Genomic DNA, 19,513 nt, shown 5'->3' with positions numbered 1-19,513 from the left:
GTCGCCGCAACATTCAAGCAGGCAATTGACAACAGGCGGATGCTGGCAAAGCTTCGCCTTCACGGTGACTCCCTCAGCCGGGAGTACATGTACATGTCCCGGCGCCGGCCACCGTTGCTCCTGCCGCTCAACGAACGCCAGGCCCCCAGGGCAGGAGACTGAAGGCCAGGGTTTCCGGTGCGGGCAGGTGCACGGCGTCCATGCAAGACACTCTAGACGTCGGCCGCCGCTCGCCACCCGGCCGGGCCGGTGGTTTGATGGACGGACAATGCCCAACCGGAGTGCCAGCGGACGTGAGGAGCCGGCCCATGGAAACCCGCTACGACCTTGAGCGGTTCGTGCAGGCCCAGGACGCCAACGGAACCTATCGAAGGGCCCTTGCCGAACTAACCGGCGGGTCGAAGGAGAGCCACTGGATGTGGTTCATCTTTCCCCAGATCGCCGGGCTGGGACAGAGCTCCACCTCCCGGAGGTACGCGATCACCTCCCTGGCCGAGGCCAAAGCCTATTTGGGGCACCCCGTGCTCGGTCCGCGGCTGCTCGAGTGCGCCCGGGCTGTTGTTACCCACAGCGGGGTCAGTGCTGTCCGGATGTTCGGCGGGATCGACGCCCGGAAGCTGCAGTCCTCCATGACGCTCTTCCTGCGTGCAGATCCTGCGGAACCGGTATTCCAGGAAGTCCTTGACCAATATTTCAACGGGAGCGCGGATCCTGCGACAGACCGGTTGCTGGGATAAGCACCGTTGCTGGCTTAAACGAAAGGTGGCCGCCCCCTTTCGGGGACGGCCACCTTCAGCGTGCTAACTGCCTGGGCCCTCCGGAATCACGTCCGGAGGAGAACCGGCAAGTTAGTTGCCGGTCAGCTTCTCGCGCAGTGCAGCAAGAGCCTCGTCCGAAGCAAGCGTGCCTGCACCGGTCTCGGCTGCAGCCGGCTCGGAGGAGTAGCTGGTGGTGCCGGAATCGCTGTCACCGGACGTTGCAGCTGCAGCGTCGTCGGCAGCGTGCTGGGCAACCTGCTTCTTGTGTGCTTCCCAGCGGGTCTGGGCGTCAGCGTACTGCTGCTCCCAGGCTGCGCGCTGGTTCTCGTAGCCTTCAAGCCACTCGTTGGACTCCGGGTCGAAGCCCTCCGGGTACTTGTAGTTACCCTCTTCGTCGTACTCAGCGGCCATGCCGTAGAGAGCCGGATCGAATTCGGTGCTGTCGGCGTCAACGCCCTCGTTAGCCTGCTTGAGGGAGAGGGAGATGCGGCGGCGCTCGAGGTCGATGTCGATGACCTTGACGAACAGCTCGTCACCAACGGAGACAACCTGCTCTGCCAGCTCCACGTGGCGGACTGCCAGCTCGGAGATGTGAACGAGGCCTTCGATGCCGTCTTCGACGCGAACGAACGCACCGAACGGAACCAGCTTGGTGACCTTACCCGGAACAACCTGGCCGAGGGCGTGGGTGCGGGCGAAGGTCTGCCACGGATCTTCCTGCGTAGCCTTGAGCGACAGGGAAACGCGCTCGCGGTCCAGGTCGACCTCGAGAACCTCGACGGTGACTTCCTGGCCAACTTCGACAACCTCGGACGGGTGGTCGATGTGCTTCCAGGACAGCTCGGAAACGTGAACCAGGCCGTCTACGCCGCCCAGGTCCACGAAGGCACCGAAGTTGACGATGGAGGAAACGACGCCCGGACGAACCTGGCCCTTTTCCAGCTTGTTGAGGAACGTGGAGCGGACCTCGGACTGGGTCTGCTCGAGCCATGCACGGCGGGACAGCACAACGTTGTTGCGGTTCTTGTCCAGCTCGATGATCTTGGCTTCGATCTGCTGACCGATGTACGGAGCAAGGTCGCGCACACGGCGCATCTCGACGAGGGATGCGGGCAGGAAGCCGCGCAGACCGATGTCGAGGATAAGACCACCCTTGACAACCTCGATGACGGTACCGGTGACGACACCGTCTTCTTCCTTGACCTTCTCGATGTCGCCCCAGGCGCGCTCGTACTGAGCACGCTTCTTGGAGAGGATCAGGCGGCCTTCTTTGTCTTCCTTGGTGAGCACCAGGGCTTCGACCTGATCGCCAACGGAGACGACGTCTCCGGGATCAACGTCGTGCTTGATGGACAGCTCGCGGGAGGGGATGACACCTTCGGTCTTGTAACCGATGTCGAGCAGAACTTCGTCGCGGTCGACCTTGACGACGGTACCTTCGACGAGGTCTCCGTCGTTGAAGTACTTGATGGTGGCGTCGACTGCTGCGAGGAAGTCCTCAGCGGTACCGATGTCGTTAATAGCGACTACGGGGGTACCGGGCTTCTCGGTGGAGGTGATGGTCATGTAGTAGGGGCTCCGTTGTGGATAGTTAGTCGGTCAGGCGGACCGCCGCACACCCGTATGGACGGGGGCGCGGGTGATGGCTGACCACATGGGTCTGCCAGGTTCATCCTGATTTTGTGGATTCTAGACACGTGCACGTAGTACACGCCCGTTTATTCTAGTCGCCGCGGCCAACACCGGTCAAAGCGGCCGGCATGGTCGCCGGCCGCTTTCGCCCGGCCCGTGCCGCGGGGCGGCCGGCCGGAATCGGCTTAGAAGTGCGTCAGGCAGTGCGGCGCCCGTTCGACGGCGAACATCAACCGCGCCCGGAGGGCGGCGCCGGGCGCGTGTTCCCTGATCCGTCCCGCCGCCTTCAAGGTCACCGGACACACAGCTCCGAGGTAGATGGAGGCGAGGCCGGCCACGTCCATGGACAGGTCCGGCCGCGTCTCTGCCGGCGCTGCCGAAATGCTGGCCTCTCCGCCGCTGACGTCCAGGACGAAAGTGCCGGCGGCGAATCCCAGGGCATCTTCGACGGCGAGGACCAGCCGTCCGTCTGCGGAGTAGCGCCGGGCGCCCAGCGCTTTCTCGCTGTCCAGTATCCGCAGCCAGAGCATGTCCCGGTGGTCGGAGGCCTCAACACAGCGGGGGTCCGAGAGGGCCCACACCAGCGGATCGTCCACCGGTGCGTCCGCCCAGCTGACCCGCTGGATCAGGTCGATGCTGCCCAGGAACTGCCAGAGCTCCAGGTACGCGGCATCAGTTCCTGCCACGAGGTCCACCACTTCCACCGTGTAGGGCTTGGTGTCCCAGCCGGCGAACTTGTACGAGACGTAGCCGTCCACTGCTCCCGCGGCGTCATAGTGCAGCGCGCACTTGATGGCTTCGTCTTCGTTGCCGTCACGGCCCACGGTCCCGGACACGTTCTGCCGATAGGCGTCCTGGCGGACGATGGAACCGGGGGTGTGCCGGTGTACGCGCTCAAACACTTCGGGGGCCAGCTCGAGCAGGACCTTGCGGTCGGCGATTTCCACCGTGCCGGAGGGCTCGTGACGGAGCCCGAACCGCGGTCCGGTATCCACCTTGATACTGCGTTCAAAGGTTGCAACGCCGTAGCCGAACCTGCCGTAAATGGAGCCCTCCGAAGCGGTCAGGGCCGCCATGGCAAGGCCGTCGCCCTTCGCTGCGGTAAGGTCTTCCGTCATCATGCGCCGCAGCAGCCCCTGGCGGCGGTGTGTCCCCCGCACAGTCACCGCCGTCACCATATGCGTCAACAGCTGGCGCCCGTAGCCGACATTGAGGTCCCTGCGGAGTGTCCCGAAGGTTGCCACCGGGATGCCGGCGCCCAAGGCGTGCGGTGCGACCTCCCCCGTCTGGTAGACGCCGGTCAGCTCGCGTCGGTCCGAGCGGTACATGGACATGATCTTGTCCACGAATTCATCGTTCCTGCGGGTGTCGTGGAATCCGAAGCCCACGGCCTGGATCCAGTTGGTTCCCTGTTCGTATCCGGGCGCACCCTTCTCTGCCGCCCCGAACCGCCGGATCTCGTACTTGTCTGCCATGTACTGCTCCCCCTTGAACCGAATGAATGACCCATGCAGGACGCCCGCTTGTGGCGTCCTGCATGCATTGAGACTACTTAGTGGCCGGCGTCGTACCAGCTGGGCCCGACGCCGATCTGGACTTCCAGCGGCACGCTGAGGTCCGCGGCTGAGCCCATCTGCTCCGTCACAAGCTTTTCCACTGCTTCCCGTTCACCGGCGGCAACTTCAAGCACCAGTTCGTCATGGACCTGCAGGAGCATCCGTGATTTGAGGCCCTGGGCCTTCAATTCAGCATGCACGCCCAGCATGGCCCGCTTGATGATGTCCGCCGCCGAACCCTGGATGGGTGAGTTGAGCGCAATGCGTTCCGCGTTCTCGCGCAGCTGGCGGTCGGTGCTGGTGAGGTCCGGCAGGTAACGGCGGCGCCCCTCGATGGTGGCCGTGTAGCCGTCGATCCGGGCCTGGTCCACCACGCCGCGGAGGTAGTCGCGTACGGCTCCGAAGCGGTCGAAGTATTCCTTCATCAGCGTCCGGGCCTCGTCAACGGAAATTTCCAGCTGCTTGGAGAGTCCGAAGGAGGTCAGACCGTAGGCCAGGCCGTAGGACATCGCTTTGACCTTGGAACGCATGGCACTCGTGACCTGGTCGGTGGGCACGTGGAAGATGTTCGATCCCACGAACCGGTGAAGGTCTTCGCCGTCCCGGTAGGCCTGGATCAGGCCGGCGTCCCCCGAGAGGTGGGCCATGATCCGCATCTCGATCTGCGAATAGTCCGCGGAAAGGAGACATTCATAGCCCTCGCTGACCACAAAGATGCCACGGACCCGCCGGCCCTCTTCGCTCCTAATGGGGATGTTCTGGAGGTTGGGATTGTTGGACGAGATACGGCCGGTGGCTGCAACGTTCTGCGCGTAGGTGGTGTGGATGCGGCCGTCCTCGGTGACGGACTTCTTCAGCGACTCCAGCATCTGGCGGAGTTTCGAGGATTCCCGGTGCGCCATCAGCTGGACCAGGAATTCGTGCCCGGTCTTTTCCAGAAGGTTCTTGAGCGAAGCGGCGTCGGTGGTGTAGCCGGACTTGATCTTCTTCGTCTTGGGCAGCTGGAGTTCGTCGAAGAGCACAGTCTGCAGCTGTTTGGGTGATCCGAGGTTGACCTCGTGGCCGATGGCGGCGAAGGCAAGTTCCTGGGCGTTGTCGATCACCTTGGCAAGGTCAGCCAGCTGCTCATCCATCCGCTGCATATCGATGGCGATTCCGGCGAGTTCCATATCGGCCAGGACCCGGCTCACCGGAAGTTCCAGCGTGGACAGCAGCTCTTCGGCCTTGCGCTCCTTCAGTTCCGCTTCGAAGTAGTGGCTGAGGGCGTGGACGACGGCGGCAGCGTGGACGAGTTCACCCGCGGCGGCGGAGTCGTCGCCGTCGAACGACAGTTCCAGCTGTCCGGCCTTCGCAACGGCGGTGGAGATTTCAATGTTGAGGTGATGCTGCGCCAGCTCGGCCAGCTCGTAGGTGCGGCGGTCGGGCTGGATGAGGTAACCGGAAATCGACGTGTCGTCGACGACGCCTTCCAGTTCCAGTCCGCGGGCGCTCAGGGCCTTGAGGGCGGCCTTGAAGCCGTGCATCACCTTGGGCGCTTCCGGGTCGCGCAGCCACGCCGCCAGGACGTTTTCGGCTTCGGCATCCTGGCCGGAAAGGTCGATGTATACCGCGGCTCCGTCCCGGACGATTGCCAGCGCGGCGGCATCCTCGCCGATGCGTCCGGGAACGAGGTCGACGGCGACGGCGGACCGCTGACCGGCGCCCGCGGCGAAGAATGCGCTCAGCTCAGCTGCTCCGGCGGGTGTGCTGTAATCCGGGATGTCGAGGCTCTCCCGCTCGGCGAGGTCCACGTCTTCGGCGCCGTAGAGGGCAAAGAGCCGGGTGCGGATGGTCTTGAACTCAAGGTCGTCGAACAGCTGTTCCAGCGCAGCCTGGTCCGGGCGGGGATCCGCAAGGTCGTCCAGGGTCACTGGAAGCTCCAGGTCCGTGTGGAGCCTGTTCAGCCGGCGGTTCCGCTTCACGGCGTCCACGTTTTCGCGGAGCGAGTCGCCTACCTTCCCGCCGATCTTGTCCAGGTGTTCCAGCACGCCTTCCAGGCCGCCGTAGAGGTTGATCCACTTGGCGGCCGTCTTGGGACCAACGCCTGGCACGCCGGGAAGGTTGTCCGCCGATTCGCCCACCAGGGCGGCCAGGTCTGAATACTGGGCGGGGCTGACAAAGTACTTTTCCTGGATGGCGGGGGCATCCAGCCGCGGAATGTCACTGACGCCCTTCCTGGGGTAGAGCACAAAGACGTTGTCCGTAATCAGCTGGAAGGCGTCGCGGTCGCCCGTCACCAGCAGCACTTCGTAGCCCGCCTTTTCCCCCATGGCGGCGAGCGTGGCCAGGACGTCATCCGCTTCGTAGCCGGGCATCTTGATGGTCTTGATGCCCCACGCGCCCATGACCTTGTCAATGAGGTCGATCTGGCCGCTCATCTCACGGGGTGTTTCGTTTCGGCCGCCCTTGTACTCGCTGTACTCGGCCTTCCGGTGGGTGGTCTCGTCCGAGACGTCGAACGCCACCGCGACGTGCGTGGGCTTCTGTTCCTTGATCAGGTTGATGAGCATGGACGTAAAGCCGTGGATCGCGTTCGTGTGCTGTCCCGCGGCGGTGGAAAACTTGTCCGCGGGCAGCGCGAAGAACGCCCGGAAGGCCATCGAATGCCCGTCCAGCACCAGGAGGCGGGGCTGGTCGGTGATGGGAATCACGGGTGCCTCGGTGGCGGAAACCGGCTCCGCGGTGCGTGTGGTTTTCCGGGCGGGTTTGGCTGCAGTCGCTGATTCGGACTCAGCTGCCGGGAGGATGTCTGCTGCGGAGGGGGCAAGGGCCGGTTTGGTAGTTTCGCTCACAGGTGCCAGCCTAGTTCCCATGATGGACAATTTCACGCCCGGGCCGTTCGCTGACGAACTGGCAGCCGCCGGAATCCCGAAGGAAATGCATGAGTGGCTCGGCGAATACGGCGTCGGCGCGCTGGTGGTGAAGATGGGCATCCACTTCCAGGAAATGAGCCCCGAACGAACCGTGGCAACCATGCCTGTGGAAGGCAACACGCAGGTGGCCGGCATCCTGCACGGCGGCGCCCACGTGGTGCTGGCCGAGACCCTCGGCTCATTCGCTGCGGGAATGCACGCCGGCCCGGGACGGCAGGCGGTGGGCATCGAGGTGGGGGCAACCCATCACCGCGCCATCGCCTCCGGCACTGTGACGGGAACCTGCACCGCCATCCATCTGGGACGCACGCTGACCACGCACGAGATCGTGATCACCGATGAGAAGGGCCGCCGGCTGTCCACCGCCCGCATCACCAACCTGATCCGGGACATCGCACCCTAACGCTTCAGCCGAGCCGGTACCGCAGCTCGACAATTCCCCGGCCCATCGTGCTGGACGCCGCCAGCTCCAGCGGCCGGGTGGGCCCTGTCCTGACGGGCAACACAGGCTTTCCGGCACCGAGGACCACCGGGATGATGGACACGATGATTTCGTCCAGCAGGCCGGCGTCGGCGAATTGGGCCGCGAGCTCTCCCCCGCCAACCAGCCAGACATTCTTGCCCCCTGCATCAGCTCTGAAATCGTCCATGAATTCGCGGACGTCGCCGCGGACGAACGTGATGTCGGCTCCCCGGGGCGCAGAGTGTTCGTGGTGGGTGAAGACCCAGCACGGCGTGTCAGGGTAGGGCCAATTGTCCGGCTCGTGCTCCATCAGCCAGGCGTAGGCGTCCCCGCCCATAACGATGCAGCCGACCTCGGACATGAAGGCTTCGTAGCTTTCCCGGCCGCCTTCGAACCCGTCGAACTGGAGGAGCCATGCCAGGTTGTCATCGGATGTGGCGATGAATCCGTCGAGGGATGAGGCCACGAAATATTGGAGTCTGGACATGGCCCCAGCCTAGTCATTTGGACTCGGGGTTCCCATACTCCACGCGCATGCCCGGATCATCGCGGAGCACCACCACCTTGCCGCTCCGGAGCGTCCAGCCCTCGTTGAGCAGGAAGATGCGTCCGCCGCTGACCACGAGCAGCCGGAGGCCGCTGTACTGGTACACCGGATGTTCCGCCGTGCCGCTGGATTGTTCGGTGACGTTGGGCGCACTGATGCCCAGCCGGTCCTTGCTGTACACAACGGCGGTGGGCAGGAGCGCGGACCGCTGCTCGTAGCTCACGGCAAGTCCCCGGCCCAGCGCCTGGGCATAGTCGGACGTGCCCCAGAAGAGCAGCAGCGTCACCAGGCAGAAGATGAGCGTCTTTTCGGACCCGCGGGAGAGTGCGGCCAGGCTGCGCCCGGGTACTTCCGCGGACCGCCGCCACAGACTTAGTCCCCAGGCCGCCAGGAGCACGCCGCCGGCCATGATGTATGGCACGAACAGCACGGTGCGTTCCGGCTGGAGAATCACTACCAGCCACATGGCGGCTGCGCAGCCCAGTCCCGCAACCAGGATCACTGCGGCGAGCCTCCGGATGCCCGCACCCCGGCCGGCGGTGAGGCGTCCGGCCAGGAACCTGTCCACGGAAAGCCAGACGGCAGCCACAATCAGCAGCCAGACCAGCGGGATGAACAAAGACGGGATGCTCCTGAGGACAAAGTCCTGAACGGTGAAGCCGAAGAGGCTCACATCCAGTCCCATGGCCTTCGCCTGGGCATCCGTGCGTGCCCAGCCGAAGTAGACCAGCAAAGCTGTCGCGATGGTCAACGGCGGGCCGATGACCGCCAGCATGTCGACAGCGCGTTTCCAGCGGGGATCCGCCTCCGGTTCGCCGCTCATGACGTCGGTCCTGCCGACGTCCCGGAGGGCGGCGGGGAAGTGTCCGGCGGTGACGTGGGCGGTGTGGTTGGCGTGGGGCCTGGCGGCGTCGGTTCAGCGTAGCGGAGCAGGGCTTCACCGGACACCGGGGGTGTTGCCGCCACTGTCACGGTGGCGGACGTCGCGCCCGATGCGGCCGGCGGGGCGTAGAACTCGAAGGGGCCGAACTGCGGGCCTTCCACGTCAACCGGATTGCCGTCCACCAGCACTCTATCCACGTTCACGAAGAACCCCTGAAGCCGCACCCGGGCTCCGCCGCCTGAAGGAACGGATGGAGTGGCCGTGCCGGCAAAGGGTCCATCGAGGACCGTCAGACCTGTCACCCGGCGGGGGCAGTCGTCGCCTGCCGTGGCTGCGTTCACCACGAGCTGGGCCCCCGGGTTGGCGGTCCGCAGGTCCACTGCCTGATGCAGCGATTCCGTGACCTTGATTTCCCAGCAACGTTCTGCCGGCAGGCCGGGAACCGCGGCCAGCGCGGATTGTGCCTGCCGCCAGTCCTCCGGCAGGTCCGTGGCCAGTGCCTGGCAGGTGGCTTCCGCGGCCTTCCAGACGGCAGGAAACGCCGTGTTCAGCGTTGATTCACGGAGGCCGGCACAGTCGCGGCTGCGCAGGAGCTCGTACAGCGTCCCCTCGGGCGGATCGGTGGGTGCGGCCGGCCCAACGGGGATCCACCGGATGACGGGGGCGCCGGCAACAGGCGGTCCGTCAACCGGACCGGGCAACGGTGCAGCCGTGGGCGGATCATTCGAGGCGGAGGACGAGGAGGCGGGATCCGAGGCGGCTGGTGGCCCCGCCGTCGTCGAACTTGCCTCGGATTCCGGTGGCGGGGATGGCGGAGAGGCGCATCCGCCCGAGAGGGCCAGCAGGCACAAAGCCGCGGCAATACCTGGGAGTCCGGCTGCTAGCCGGGCTGCTGCTCCGGTTTGACTGTGCATGACAGACCCACCTGCTTGCGGTCCCCGGCAGGGGAACCGGCCTGGATAAACCCTTCGGGATGGCTCCCGGCATCGGCCGGCCGCGGAGCCGGACCAAACACGCTGAAACAGTGTTAACTATTCCCCCGTTGGGTCATATCCGCCAGAGCAGTCCCGTGAGCTCCACGCGTAACTGCCGGGAGCTACTTGCTGAAGTACGGAATGATCAGGTAGAGACCAAACAGCACCGCCAGGCCGCACAGCCCGAAGCAGGCGTAGGCGAGTGATTTCATCCACCGCGGCGTGGCCTGCTCGGGATCACCGGCGATGGCGGTGAAACGGACGCCGATGGAGTAAAGGACCACTACCGTCACGGCGGCAAGGAGCGTGGCACCGGCCACCTGCACCAATTCCAACCATTTCATTTAATTGCCACCCTTCAGCTTGTTGGCGCGGCTGGCGGCCATTGCCTTCTTTTTGCGGAAGCGGACGGCCTGGCCTGCTTCCTCGACCTCCACGGCATTGTGGTGGCCCACATGGGACTTGCGGGACTGCACGAACATGAACAGCACGGCGCCGGTCCCGGCAACGGCGGCGATGACTACACCCACCGTTCCGGTCATGACGAGCAGGGCCGTCAGGGCGCCGACGATCCCGGCGGCCGGAAGCGTGAAAAGCCAGCCGACGGCGATGCGCCCGGCCGTGCCCCAGCGCACCGAGGTGCCCTTCCGGCCCAGCCCTGAGCCGATCACGGATCCGGAAGCCACCTGCGTGGTGGACAGTGCGAAGCCAAGGTGGGAGGAAGCGAGGATGGCCGAGGCCGTGCTGGCTTCAGCTGCGAAGCCCTGGGCGGGCTTGACGTCGGTAAGGCCCGAGCCCATGGTGCGGATGATCCGCCAGCCGCCGGCATAGGTCCCGATGGCAATCGCGAACGCACAGGCTGCAATGACCCAGAACTGCGGGCCGGAGCCGGGCGCCTGCGTTCCGGCGGAGATGAGCACCAGGGTGATGATGCCCATGGTCTTCTGGGCATCGTTGGTCCCGTGTGCCAGGGCCACCAGGCTGGATGTGAAGATCTGGCCGGTCCGGAAACCGCCGCGCTTCTGCGTGAGCTTGCTGCCGGTCTCGGGATCGTGCCGGGACGTTAGCGCGTAGGCCAGGCGGGTACAGACGTAGGCCACTCCGCCGGCGATCACCGGGGCAAAGATAGCGGGAAGGATGACCTTTTGCAGCAGGGATTCGAAGTTCACCGAATGGATGCCGATGCCGGCGATCGCGGCGCCGATCAGGCCGCCGAAGAGGGCGTGCGACGAACTCGACGGCAGGCCCTTCAGCCACGTGATCATGTTCCAGAGGATGGCGCCCATCAGGCCGGCAAAGATAATGTCCGGCGTGATCTGGATTCCGTCTGCACCTTCCTTGATGATGCCGCCGGAAACCGTCTTGGCCACTTCCGTGGAGAGGAACGCTCCGACAAGGTTCAGGACCGCTGCCAGGGCAACTGCCGTCTTCGGTTTGATGGCACCGGTGGCAATGGGCGTAGCCATCGCGTTGGCGGTGTCATGAAATCCATTGGTGAAGTCGAAAAAAAGTGCCAGCGCTATAACCAGCGCCACCATGAAGGTGATTTCCACCTGTTGCCCAATCTGCAGAGTCGACGGTCAGCAGTTCCACTTCCCCGTTGCCCCCGGCCGCACGCAAAATTCACACGGCATCTGCCGGCAATTAACGCGGTGTTGTTCGGAAGGGGCTTGAAACCCTAACGATCGTACGCGTCAACGCCCTGAGGACAAAACACCGGGCGGTCAAAGGAATGCACGGACTGCGTCCAGTTCAACCGGGGACAAGCCCCGCCTTGGATGCGGTGAAATCAACAGCAGGCGCCCACTGAGGATGGACGCCCATGCACGGGCCTCGGCTTCGTAATCGAGTTGGTCGTCAATCCACACAGCACGGTCCGGAGCGCACGCCTCGATGTCGCGTTGCAGGGCCCGCAGCTTCCACCAGCCGTCGCCTCCGCCCAGCCCATCACTGGCAAGGACAGGCCATTTCCGCCCGGCAAGGCCGATGGCGGGGCACAGATATTCCGGCGCCATCTCCTCCCAGCTGGTGAGCCAGACGCAGCGAACGCCGGGTGTTGTGGACAGCGAGTTGAGGGATTCCACAAGTTCACCGGCGTACGTCACTTCGAGGAGTCCGGCATCGGACGTCCGCCAGCGGCTCCCCCAGTCCGTGTTTCCTGAGGCACCGAACGGGCAGATCACGCCGTCCACGTCCAGGTAGAGGGAGACATTCCTCACGGCGGCATCCTTTCCTCCGGGAGCCCCACTCAAAACGTTACCGAGGGGCAGGAGGGCCGGCAACACACCGTGCTGCACGAAAAGTGCCGGACACGGAAGCGTGTCCGGCACTTTTCAGGGTGCAGCGCTATGCCTGGGGCGGAGGATCAGGCGGGGACTTTCACCACGGTCTCCATACGGACGGCCGCAGGAATTCCGTCGCCGGCCTGGCCGTACAGCCAGTCGTTGTACTGGAAGTCGTTGTCCTTCCGGCTCTTGAAGAGCAAATTGCGCAGGGTCCGGGCCAGTCCGGAGACATGCCAGGACTCGCCCCACACACGGGCGGTGCGCTGGACCCGGGCGGTGCGGCCGGCGCGGATGTTGTTGAACTCCTTGATGGCGCCATCCCAGGCTTCCGGGTTGACACCGTCCGCGGTGAAGACGGTGCCGACGCTGACATCCTGCAGCACGGCTGCGTCCTCGAGGGCCTGGCAGGCGCCCTGCGCGAGGTACTGGAGCATCGGGTGCGCGGCGTCGCCCATGAGCACCATCCGGCCGGCAACCCAGTTCTCGATCGGGTCGCGGTCGTACATGGGCCAGCGGATGCCGGTGGCCAGGTTCTTCAGCGCTTCCTGAACGGCCGGGACGCAGTCCTTGTAGGCTGCCTCGAGCTCGTCCACTCCACCGTACTGTTCGTCGCCGGCCTCGAAGGACGGCGACTTGAAAACGGCCACGGTGTTCAGCAGTTCGCCCTTGCGCAGCGGGTACTGCACCAGGTGGCAGTCCGGTCCGAGGTAGACGATGACGTCTTCAAGGTCAGCCTTGGGCGTGTTCCCGGTGATCGGCACGGTGCCGCGGTAGGCGACGTAGGCCGAGGAGACGGGTTCGTCGTTGGCCACGAGCGGGCGGAGCGTGGACCGGAGGCCGTCGGCGCCGATCACGACGTCGGCCTCGTAGTCAACGCCGGCTGCGGTGTGGGCGACACCGCGGCCGTTCACGGTTTCGACGCTTTCGACCATGACGTCGTTGACGAGCTTGACGCCGGCGGCCTCACAGCCTTCGAGGAGGACCCGGTGCAGGTCGCTGCGGTGGATCACGACGAAGGGCGCGCCGTAGCGTTCCTCGAATTCCGCGCCGAGGGTCTGGCGGGTGAGCTCCTCGCCGGTGATGGCGTCGCGGAAGACCAGGTGCTTGGGCTGGACCCCGATTTCGAGGGCCTTCTCCAGCAGGCCCCAGCGGCGGAGGACGCGGGAGGCGTTGGGGGCCATCTGCAGCCCCGCACCCACCTCGCCGAACTCGGGTGCGCGTTCTACGAGGGTGACGTCGGCGCCGTTTTCGCGCAGCGCGAGGGCTCCGGCCAGTCCGGCCATTCCCCCTCCGATGACGAGGACATCGGTGGACGTGGCGTGCTCAGACATTGCTTACTCCTGTTGATGAAGGTGAGATTGAGAGTTTCGACTTGAGTTTGAGGCCGACGGCGGCCAGCAGGACCGCTGCGATGGCACCTGCACCGGCGAAGGCGAGGAAATTCGAATTGACGCCCAGTCCGGCAGCCAGCAGGAGTCCGCCCACCTGGGGCGCGACGACGGCGCCGATGCGGCCCGTCCCCAGTGCCCAGCCCAGCGCGGTCCCCCGCAGGTGTCCGGGATAGTGGCTCGCGACGGCGGCGATGATGAGGCACTGGGTGCCGTGGGTGCCGACGCCGGCAAGGACCAGCATGAGGTAGACGACAGTGACAGACGGCCCGGTGATGAGGACCACCAGCGCGACGGCGGCGACGGCGGCAGCGGCGATCGCCGTCGGCACCGGACCGAAGCGGGTCCCGGCCCAGGCCGTGATGACCGAACCGGCCACCGCACCCAGGTTGAGGGCCAGTGCGAAGGTCAGGGCGGAACCGAGGTTGTACCCCGCCAGCTGCATGAGGTTGGGCAGCCAGGTACCCAGCCCGTACCAGGCGAACAGGGTGGCGATTGTCGCCAGGGCGAACAGAATGCTGACGCCCAGGTACGGGGCGCGGAGCAGGGAGGAGAAGCCGGACGGTTCCTTGACCGCACTGGCACTGCCTGCGGCCCGGACCGGGGCCAGTGTCTCCGGGAGGTATTTCAGTCCCAGCGGCACCACGATCACCAGGGCAAGTACGGCCACAAGGAACATGGCCTGCCAGCCGAAGGCGGGGATCAGTTGGATGCCGACCAGGGCGGCGATGGATCCGCCGATCGGAACACCGGACATCATCAGCGTGGCGATGGTGGACCGCCACTTGGTGGGGACCAGCTCGGCAACCAGGGCATTCGCCGAGGGCACCAGTCCGCCGAGCCCGATACCGGCGAGGAGCCGCAGTCCGCCAAAGACGGCAGCGTTGGGGGCGAAGGCACAGAGGGCCGTGAAGATCGAGAACACGACGGCGCAACCCAGGATGGTGCGGCGGCGACCCCACGAGTCGGCCATCCGGCCGGCGAAGATCGCGCCGATCATCATGCCGAGGAAGGCCATGGAGCCGATGGTCCCGGCGGTGGCTTTGTTCAGGCCCCAGCCGGTCTCGGAGATCAGCGAAGACTGGACAGTGCCGTAGACGATCAGGTCGTAGCCATCGAAGACCACCAAAAGCCAGCAGACGAGGACGGCCGCGGCCGATGCTTTGGAGAACCGCGATGCAGGCCCGTCAGCGGAAGTGGGGGCGGTAACCCCGGGGAAAGACCGGTGCGGCGCTGCAGCGGAAGTTGTGTGATTCATGCCACTACTGTCTTAGCTGCGCGCGGTGAACCACAATATAATTCTGATGTGCAGAAACAGCCCAGCTCCAAGCCGGTGTCCAAATCAGCGCGGAAGCCCGTGCAGAAGCGGCCCACCTATTCCATCGAGGCCGTGGACAACGCGCTGCAGCTCCTGCAGCTGCTCCGTGACGGCGGCGCCCTGCGCCTCAAGGACGCCGCCGAGGAGCTGGGCGTGGCCCCGTCCACTGCCCACCGCCTGCTGGCGATGCTGGTCTACCGGGGCTTCGCCGTGCAGGATGAAACCCGGCGCTACGTGCCCGGCCCGGCAATGGGCGTGGGTCCGGCAGGGCTGAGCTGGACCAGGCTGCTCCGCTCGCTCGCCCAGCCGCATATGGAACTGCTCTCCGCGCAGCTGAACGAGACCGTCAACCTCATGGTGCGGGTGGGGACGAAAATACGGTTCCTGGCCACTGTGGAGGGAAACAATGTTTTGCGAGTCGGTGACCGGCAGGGGACGGTGATGCCTGCCAACAAAACCTCCGGAGGCAAGGCCATGCTCGCCGAACTGGAGCTTCCCATGATCGACCAGCTCTTCCGCAGCAACAACGCCGAGATCGGCGGGGACACCATCCCCGCTGAGGAGTACCCGGCGTTCCTGCGCGAGCTGGAGTCGATCCGCAACAACGGTTTCGCCGCCAATTTCGAAGGCACCGAGGAGGGTGTGAGTGCCCTCGGGATGGCCCTGCACAACAGGCACGGGAAGGTGGTGGGGGCGCTCAGCGTGGCCACTCCCGCGACCCGCTTCCGCAGGGTGTTCGATGCCGGACTGGTGCCTGCCCTGCGGGAAACCTGCCGGCAGCTGGAGATCGACATCGCGGCAAATCCGGCCGAGCCGGACTGAACGCCGGGCCAGGCGTCCCGCGGCCCCGCCGATGAACTGGTCGAATAATTCTGACCAGCAGAATATGTTGGGGGTCACATGGCAGCATCCGTAGAGTCGAACTACGCCAAGAACTGTTCTGACCTACCGAGGAGGCCCACGTGTCCATCAGCGCCGAGAACACGACTCATGAATCAGTGGCCGCGGGGCACACTGCTCCGGAGCCGACGCCTGAAGAAGCTGCCCAGCTCAAGGAGCTGTACCGGGATTTTGACCGGGAGAACCTGATCCCTTTGTGGACTGAGATCGGTGATTTGATGCCGATGGTCCCGTCCCCGAAGGCGGTGCCCCACGTGTGGCGCTGGAGCGACTTGTATCCGCTGGCGGCCCGCGCCGGTGACCTGGTGCCGGTGGGCCGGGGCGGGGAACGCCGTGCGATTGCCCTGGCCAACCCCGGACTGGCCGGTACCCCGTATGCCACCCCGACGTTGTGGGCGGCGATCCAGTACCTGGGTGCCCGCGAGACCGCTCCGGAGCACCGCCACTCGCAGAACGCCTTCCGCTTCGTGGTTGAGGGCGAGGGTGTGTGGACGGTGGTGAACGGGGATCCGGTGCGGATGTCCCGCGGGGACTTCCTGCTGACCCCGGGCTGGAACTTCCACGGCCACCACAACGACACCGATGAGCCGATGGCATGGATCGACGGCCTGGACATCCCGTTCGTGCACTACGCCGATGCCGGGTTCTTCGAGTTCGGCACCGAGCGCGTCACCGACGAGGCCACCCCGGACATCTCCCGCTCCGAGCGGCTCTGGGCCCACCCGGGCCTGCGCCCGCTCTCGGGCCTGGATGACACCACCAGCTCCCCCATCGCCGCGTACCGCTGGGAATGCACCGACCGGGCCCTGGCCGAGCAGCTTTTGCTCGAGGACGAGGGCCACCCGGCCACCGTGTCCCAGGGCCACGCCGCTGTCCGCTACACGAACCCCACCACCGGCGGGGACGTGATGCCCACCATCCGGGCCGAATTCCACCGCCTCCGGCCCGGCGCCACCACCGAGACCGTGCGGGAGGTCGGCTCCAGCGTCTGGCAGGTCTTCGAAGGGACCGGCTCCGTGGTCCTGAACGGCGAGACCCGGACCCTGGCGAAGGGCGACCTGTTCGTCGTCCCGTCCTGGGCTGCCTGGTCCCTGCAGGCCGAGAGCGGGTTTGATCTGTTCCGGTTCAGCGACGCCCCCATTTTCGAACGCCTGAACTTCAACCGCACCTACATCGAAGGACGCACCAAGTAATGAGACTCCTCACCCTCCGCACCTCCAACGGCACCGGCACCGGCCGAGACACTGTGGCTGTCCGCCAGGACGGGACCACCCTGACCGAAATCGACGGGTTCTCCGACGTCGGGGAACTCCTGAAAGACTCCGCCTGGGAAGAAAAAGCTAAGGCCGCGAACGGCGCGACGCATCCGCTCGAGGGCGCGGACCTCGCCCCGGTGGTCCCTTTTCCGGGGAAGATCATCTGCGTGGGCCACAACTACCGCAACCACATCAAGGAAATGGGCCGGGAAATCCCGGAGTACCCCACCCTGTTCGCCAAGTACCAGGAATCCCTGATCGGCCCCAACGATGACCTGGCCCTGCCGCAGGAATCGGACACCGTGGACTGGGAAGCCGAACTCGCCGTGGTGATCGGTAAGAAGGGCCGCCGGATCAGCGAAGCCGACGCCAAGGACCACATCGCCGGGTACTCGGTGCTGAACGATGTGTCCATGCGCGACTACCAGTTCCGCACCATCCAGTGGCTCCAGGGCAAGACCTGGGAGAACTCCACCCCGTTCGGCCCCGCCCTGGTCACGCAGGATGAATTCACCGCAGGTCCCCTGATGACCTCGGCCGTGGACGGTGAGATCCAGCAGAGCACCCCGACCGGGGACCTCGTGTTCACCCCGGAATTCCTGGTCTCCTACATCTCCACGATCATCACGCTGAACCCGGGAGATGTGATCGCGACCGGCACCCCGGGAGGGGTGGGCCACGCCCAGGATCCCAAGCGCTACCTGCAGGAAGGCCAGATCCTGGTCACCACCATCGAGGGCCTGGGCCAGCTGAGCAACCGCGTGGTCAAGGAAGCCTGATGGTTGCCCGCCACGACCAGACCACGGACCCGGTCCTGCTCGAGGGTTTGCTGCAGGCACGGCGGGGCACGGCGTTCTTCGCCCGCAAGCTCAACGAGCTCTCCGACGCGGACCTTGACGGGGACTCGCTGCTGCCGGGCTGGACCCGGAGGCACGTCACGGCCCACATCGGCTACAACGCGCGGGCCATCGCGCGGCTCATCGAGTGGGCTGCCACCGGCGTGGAGACGCCCATGTACGCCTCCACGTCGGTCCGGGACCACGAAATCAGCCTCGGCGCCACGCTGCCGCCGATCGCGTTGCGGCACCTCTTCGACCACTCCGCGGTACACCTGAACGTCGAATGGCGGGACCTCCCGGCAGAAGCCTGGCGCCACAAAGTCACAACAGCCCAGGGCAGGATCGTCCCGGCCGAGGAAACCGTGTGGATGCGGACCCGCGAAGTCTGGGTCCACGCCGTGGACCTCGACAACGGCGCAACCTTCAACGACATCCCCGCCCCGGTCCTGGCACGCCTGCTGGCGGACATCACCAGTGCCTGGCACACCCGAGGCACCGACACCGGACTACTGGTGAAAGTCACCGACCAGCCGGCCGTCATGACCTTCGGCGACACCAGCGCCCAAACACCAACAGTGGTGTCCGGCCCGCTCGCTGCCATCACCCAATGGGCCACCGGCCGCCGCACCGATGGCGTGACAGCGACGAGCACCGCAGCACCAGCCGGGACAGCAGCGGACGCCGCTGCACCGGCGTCGGACGCTGACCTGCCTGAAGTGCCCGCAGCACCACAGTGGATCTAGCACTCAAGGCCTGGCGCCCGCAGCGGGCGTGAAGCACGACGGCGGCTCCCGCACATGGTTATGGCCCCCTCCGCGGAGGGGGCCATAACCATGTGCTGACGGTGCCCGCTATTCCTCGTGCTTGACCTTGTGGACCCTGGTGACCACCGTGGGGCACGGAACACGCAGCAGGACCGCGTGGGCCGTTGAGCCAAGGACAAGGCGGCTGAATCCCCCGCGTCCGCGGCTGCCGATGACCAGGAGGCGCGCATTCGCGGCGGCCTCGACCAGGGCCTTGGCCGGATCGGTGTCCTTGTCCAGTACCTGATTCACCACCAGGTCGGGGTACTTATCCCGCAGCCCGGCCACCGATTCCGCGAGCACAATCTTGTCCTCTTCCTCAATGACTTCCGCCAGCCCGCTGGCAGGCATCCCGCTCTGCACCCAGCGGGCGGGGCGCCGGAAAGCCAGTACGGCCGTCAACTCATCGCCCTCGCGGTCTGCTTCCGCTGCGGCGAATGCAACAGCCTGCAGGGACTCCTCCGAACCGTCCACACCCACCACCACGCCGCGGCCTTCCGGCCCCTGATCCTGCGGAATTACCGCCACCGGGCTGTCCGACGCAGTAACGACCTGAAGGGCCCGGTCCGTCATGGGTCCTCCGTCGGCCCAATGACGGTGGTGTGATCCGATGACCACCATGGCGGCGTCTTTGGACATTTCCCTGAGCGCGGCGCCCGCGCTGCCGTGGCGCAACTGCACGTCGACGGCCACGTCGGGTTCCTTCTTGGCAGCATCCTCCTGCACCTGCCTCAGCAGCTCCATGCCTGATTCCCTGATCAGTTCGTGGTACTGGAAGTCCGGCGACATCCACCGGTCATCCACCGCATGGACGGCGATCACCGGAAGCTTGAGCCTGGCTGCCCGGTGGAGCGACCACGACATTGCGGCCTCGCTTCCGGTGGAGCCGTTGATGCCGACGACGATTGGTTTGCTCATTCTGAATCCTGCTCTTCTCCATCGCGTTTTCGGATCAGCACGCCGGAGGCCGCTGACACCTTCAGTGTGCTCCGGCGGCAG

19 protein-coding genes are annotated in these 19,513 nt (G+C 65.6%); 6 read left to right on the top strand and 13 right to left on the bottom strand.

The genetic code is table 11. The features are described 5' to 3' along the window. Nucleotides 1–308: 308 nt before the first annotated feature. Nucleotides 309–737: a DUF1810 domain-containing protein gene (locus tag ACSQ12_RS10795; RefSeq protein ID WP_436065409.1), complete on the top strand. Its 429-nt coding sequence runs from the start codon at nucleotides 309–311 to the stop codon at nucleotides 735–737. Between the two features lie 111 nt (nucleotides 738–848). Here ACSQ12_RS10795 and rpsA read toward each other — a convergent pair whose 3' ends face one another. The 3 genes from rpsA to polA all read right to left on the bottom strand — a co-directional run bounded on the left by rpsA (nucleotide 849) and on the right by polA (nucleotide 6,585). Then, on the bottom strand, nucleotides 849–2,324 hold the full coding sequence (gene rpsA, locus ACSQ12_RS10790) for a 30S ribosomal protein S1 (RefSeq protein WP_011691911.1): 1,476 nt from the start codon (nucleotides 2,322–2,324) through the stop codon (nucleotides 849–851). Nucleotides 2,325–2,575: 251 nt separating this feature from the next. Then, the gene (locus ACSQ12_RS10785; RefSeq protein ID WP_436065408.1) at nucleotides 2,576–3,865 is read right to left on the bottom strand and encodes a GNAT family N-acetyltransferase; all 1,290 of its coding nucleotides are present in this window, start codon (nucleotides 3,863–3,865) and stop codon (nucleotides 2,576–2,578) included. 77 nt (nucleotides 3,866–3,942) lie between these two features. Then, nucleotides 3,943–6,585: a DNA polymerase I gene (gene polA, locus ACSQ12_RS10780; protein WP_436066980.1), complete on the bottom strand. Its 2,643-nt coding sequence runs from the start codon at nucleotides 6,583–6,585 to the stop codon at nucleotides 3,943–3,945. Nucleotides 6,586–6,796: 211 nt separating this feature from the next. Here polA and ACSQ12_RS10775 point away from each other — a divergent pair, with 211 nt between their 5' ends. Further along, a complete protein-coding gene (locus tag ACSQ12_RS10775; RefSeq protein WP_436065407.1) occupies nucleotides 6,797–7,261 on the top strand; it encodes a hotdog fold thioesterase in 465 nt (154 codons plus the stop codon). 4 nt (nucleotides 7,262–7,265) lie between these two features. Here ACSQ12_RS10775 and ACSQ12_RS10770 read toward each other — a convergent pair whose 3' ends face one another. The 9 genes from ACSQ12_RS10770 to ACSQ12_RS10730 all read right to left on the bottom strand — a co-directional run bounded on the left by ACSQ12_RS10770 (nucleotide 7,266) and on the right by ACSQ12_RS10730 (nucleotide 14,656). Next, a complete protein-coding gene (locus ACSQ12_RS10770) occupies nucleotides 7,266–7,808 on the bottom strand; it encodes a dihydrofolate reductase family protein (protein ID WP_436065406.1) in 543 nt (180 codons plus the stop codon). A 13-nt stretch (nucleotides 7,809–7,821) separates the two neighbouring features. Then, nucleotides 7,822–8,691: a hypothetical protein gene (locus tag ACSQ12_RS10765; protein ID WP_436065405.1), complete on the bottom strand. Its 870-nt coding sequence runs from the start codon at nucleotides 8,689–8,691 to the stop codon at nucleotides 7,822–7,824. Continuing rightward, nucleotides 8,688–9,452, bottom strand: coding sequence for a hypothetical protein (locus ACSQ12_RS10760; protein WP_436065404.1), 765 nt, complete (start codon nucleotides 9,450–9,452; stop codon nucleotides 8,688–8,690). Before ACSQ12_RS10760 ends, ACSQ12_RS10765 begins: the two co-directional genes overlap by 4 nt. A gap of 19 nt (nucleotides 9,453–9,471) precedes the next feature. Further along, nucleotides 9,472–9,600, bottom strand: coding sequence for a hypothetical protein (locus tag ACSQ12_RS10755; RefSeq protein ID WP_436065403.1), 129 nt, complete (start codon nucleotides 9,598–9,600; stop codon nucleotides 9,472–9,474). A gap of 247 nt (nucleotides 9,601–9,847) precedes the next feature. After that, nucleotides 9,848–10,069, bottom strand: coding sequence for a hypothetical protein (locus ACSQ12_RS10750; RefSeq protein WP_011691904.1), 222 nt, complete (start codon nucleotides 10,067–10,069; stop codon nucleotides 9,848–9,850). Further along, a complete protein-coding gene (locus tag ACSQ12_RS10745; RefSeq protein ID WP_436065402.1) occupies nucleotides 10,070–11,278 on the bottom strand; it encodes an anion permease in 1,209 nt (402 codons plus the stop codon). It abuts the gene before it with no gap. 171 nt (nucleotides 11,279–11,449) lie between these two features. Continuing rightward, nucleotides 11,450–11,944, bottom strand: a complete 495-nt coding sequence (locus ACSQ12_RS10740) for an HAD domain-containing protein (protein ID WP_436065401.1) — start codon at nucleotides 11,942–11,944, stop codon at nucleotides 11,450–11,452. Nucleotides 11,945–12,090: 146 nt separating this feature from the next. Then, on the bottom strand, nucleotides 12,091–13,341 hold the full coding sequence (locus ACSQ12_RS10735; protein WP_436065400.1) for an FAD-dependent oxidoreductase: 1,251 nt from the start codon (nucleotides 13,339–13,341) through the stop codon (nucleotides 12,091–12,093). After that, nucleotides 13,334–14,656 (bottom strand): MFS transporter, encoded by a 1,323-nt coding sequence (locus tag ACSQ12_RS10730; RefSeq protein ID WP_436065399.1) that lies wholly within the window; start codon nucleotides 14,654–14,656, stop codon nucleotides 13,334–13,336. The genes ACSQ12_RS10735 and ACSQ12_RS10730 overlap by 8 nt, the downstream gene beginning before the upstream one ends. Nucleotides 14,657–14,704: 48 nt before the next feature. On the opposite strand from ACSQ12_RS10730, the gene ACSQ12_RS10725 reads away from it, so the two are divergent. The 4 genes from ACSQ12_RS10725 (at nucleotide 14,705) to ACSQ12_RS10710 (ending at nucleotide 18,454) form a co-directional block, all read left to right on the top strand. Continuing rightward, nucleotides 14,705–15,538, top strand: coding sequence for an IclR family transcriptional regulator (locus ACSQ12_RS10725; protein ID WP_436065398.1), 834 nt, complete (start codon nucleotides 14,705–14,707; stop codon nucleotides 15,536–15,538). A 140-nt stretch (nucleotides 15,539–15,678) separates the two neighbouring features. Further along, on the top strand, nucleotides 15,679–16,809 hold the full coding sequence (locus tag ACSQ12_RS10720; RefSeq protein WP_436065397.1) for a cupin domain-containing protein: 1,131 nt from the start codon (nucleotides 15,679–15,681) through the stop codon (nucleotides 16,807–16,809). Next, a complete protein-coding gene (locus ACSQ12_RS10715; protein WP_436065396.1) occupies nucleotides 16,809–17,651 on the top strand; it encodes a fumarylacetoacetate hydrolase family protein in 843 nt (280 codons plus the stop codon). The genes ACSQ12_RS10720 and ACSQ12_RS10715 overlap by 1 nt, the downstream gene beginning before the upstream one ends. Next, on the top strand, nucleotides 17,651–18,454 hold the full coding sequence (locus tag ACSQ12_RS10710) for a maleylpyruvate isomerase family mycothiol-dependent enzyme (RefSeq protein ID WP_436065395.1): 804 nt from the start codon (nucleotides 17,651–17,653) through the stop codon (nucleotides 18,452–18,454). Before ACSQ12_RS10715 ends, ACSQ12_RS10710 begins: the two co-directional genes overlap by 1 nt. Before the next feature lie 108 nt (nucleotides 18,455–18,562). Here ACSQ12_RS10710 and ACSQ12_RS10705 read toward each other — a convergent pair whose 3' ends face one another. Continuing rightward, on the bottom strand, nucleotides 18,563–19,432 hold the full coding sequence (locus tag ACSQ12_RS10705; protein WP_209744909.1) for a universal stress protein: 870 nt from the start codon (nucleotides 19,430–19,432) through the stop codon (nucleotides 18,563–18,565). Nucleotides 19,433–19,513 lie beyond the last annotated feature (81 nt).

Origin of the sequence: Arthrobacter sp. LjRoot14 (genome assembly GCF_964253905.1) — a bacterium.
Taxonomy (GTDB): Bacteria; Actinomycetota; Actinomycetes; order Actinomycetales; family Micrococcaceae; genus Arthrobacter.
The sequence above is the reverse complement of the archived record's forward strand: the minus strand, read 5'-3'. Positions and strand labels throughout refer to the sequence as shown.

Bases quoted from the DNA above. Each gene is read 5' to 3' on its own strand.
- ACSQ12_RS10730 (WP_436065399.1), bottom strand. From the start codon at position 14,656: ATGAATCACACAACTTCCGCTGCAGCGCCGCACCGGTCTTTCCCCGGG.
- ACSQ12_RS10715 (WP_436065396.1), top strand. From the start codon at position 16,809: ATGAGACTCCTCACCCTCCGCACCTCCAACGGCACCGGCACCGGCCGA.
- ACSQ12_RS10710 (WP_436065395.1), top strand. From the start codon at position 17,651: ATGGTTGCCCGCCACGACCAGACCACGGACCCGGTCCTGCTCGAGGGT.
- ACSQ12_RS10770 (WP_436065406.1), bottom strand. From the start codon at position 7,808: ATGTCCAGACTCCAATATTTCGTGGCCTCATCCCTCGACGGATTCATC.
- ACSQ12_RS10765 (WP_436065405.1), bottom strand. From the start codon at position 8,691: ATGAGCGGCGAACCGGAGGCGGATCCCCGCTGGAAACGCGCTGTCGAC.
- ACSQ12_RS10750 (WP_011691904.1), bottom strand. From the start codon at position 10,069: ATGAAATGGTTGGAATTGGTGCAGGTGGCCGGTGCCACGCTCCTTGCC.
- ACSQ12_RS10775 (WP_436065407.1), top strand. From the start codon at position 6,797: ATGATGGACAATTTCACGCCCGGGCCGTTCGCTGACGAACTGGCAGCC.
- rpsA (WP_011691911.1), bottom strand. From the start codon at position 2,324: ATGACCATCACCTCCACCGAGAAGCCCGGTACCCCCGTAGTCGCTATT.
- ACSQ12_RS10705 (WP_209744909.1), bottom strand. From the start codon at position 19,432: ATGAGCAAACCAATCGTCGTCGGCATCAACGGCTCCACCGGAAGCGAG.
- ACSQ12_RS10785 (WP_436065408.1), bottom strand. From the start codon at position 3,865: ATGGCAGACAAGTACGAGATCCGGCGGTTCGGGGCGGCAGAGAAGGGT.
- ACSQ12_RS10735 (WP_436065400.1), bottom strand. From the start codon at position 13,341: ATGTCTGAGCACGCCACGTCCACCGATGTCCTCGTCATCGGAGGGGGA.
- ACSQ12_RS10795 (WP_436065409.1), top strand. From the start codon at position 309: ATGGAAACCCGCTACGACCTTGAGCGGTTCGTGCAGGCCCAGGACGCC.
- polA (WP_436066980.1), bottom strand. From the start codon at position 6,585: ATGGCCTTCCGGGCGTTCTTCGCGCTGCCCGCGGACAAGTTTTCCACC.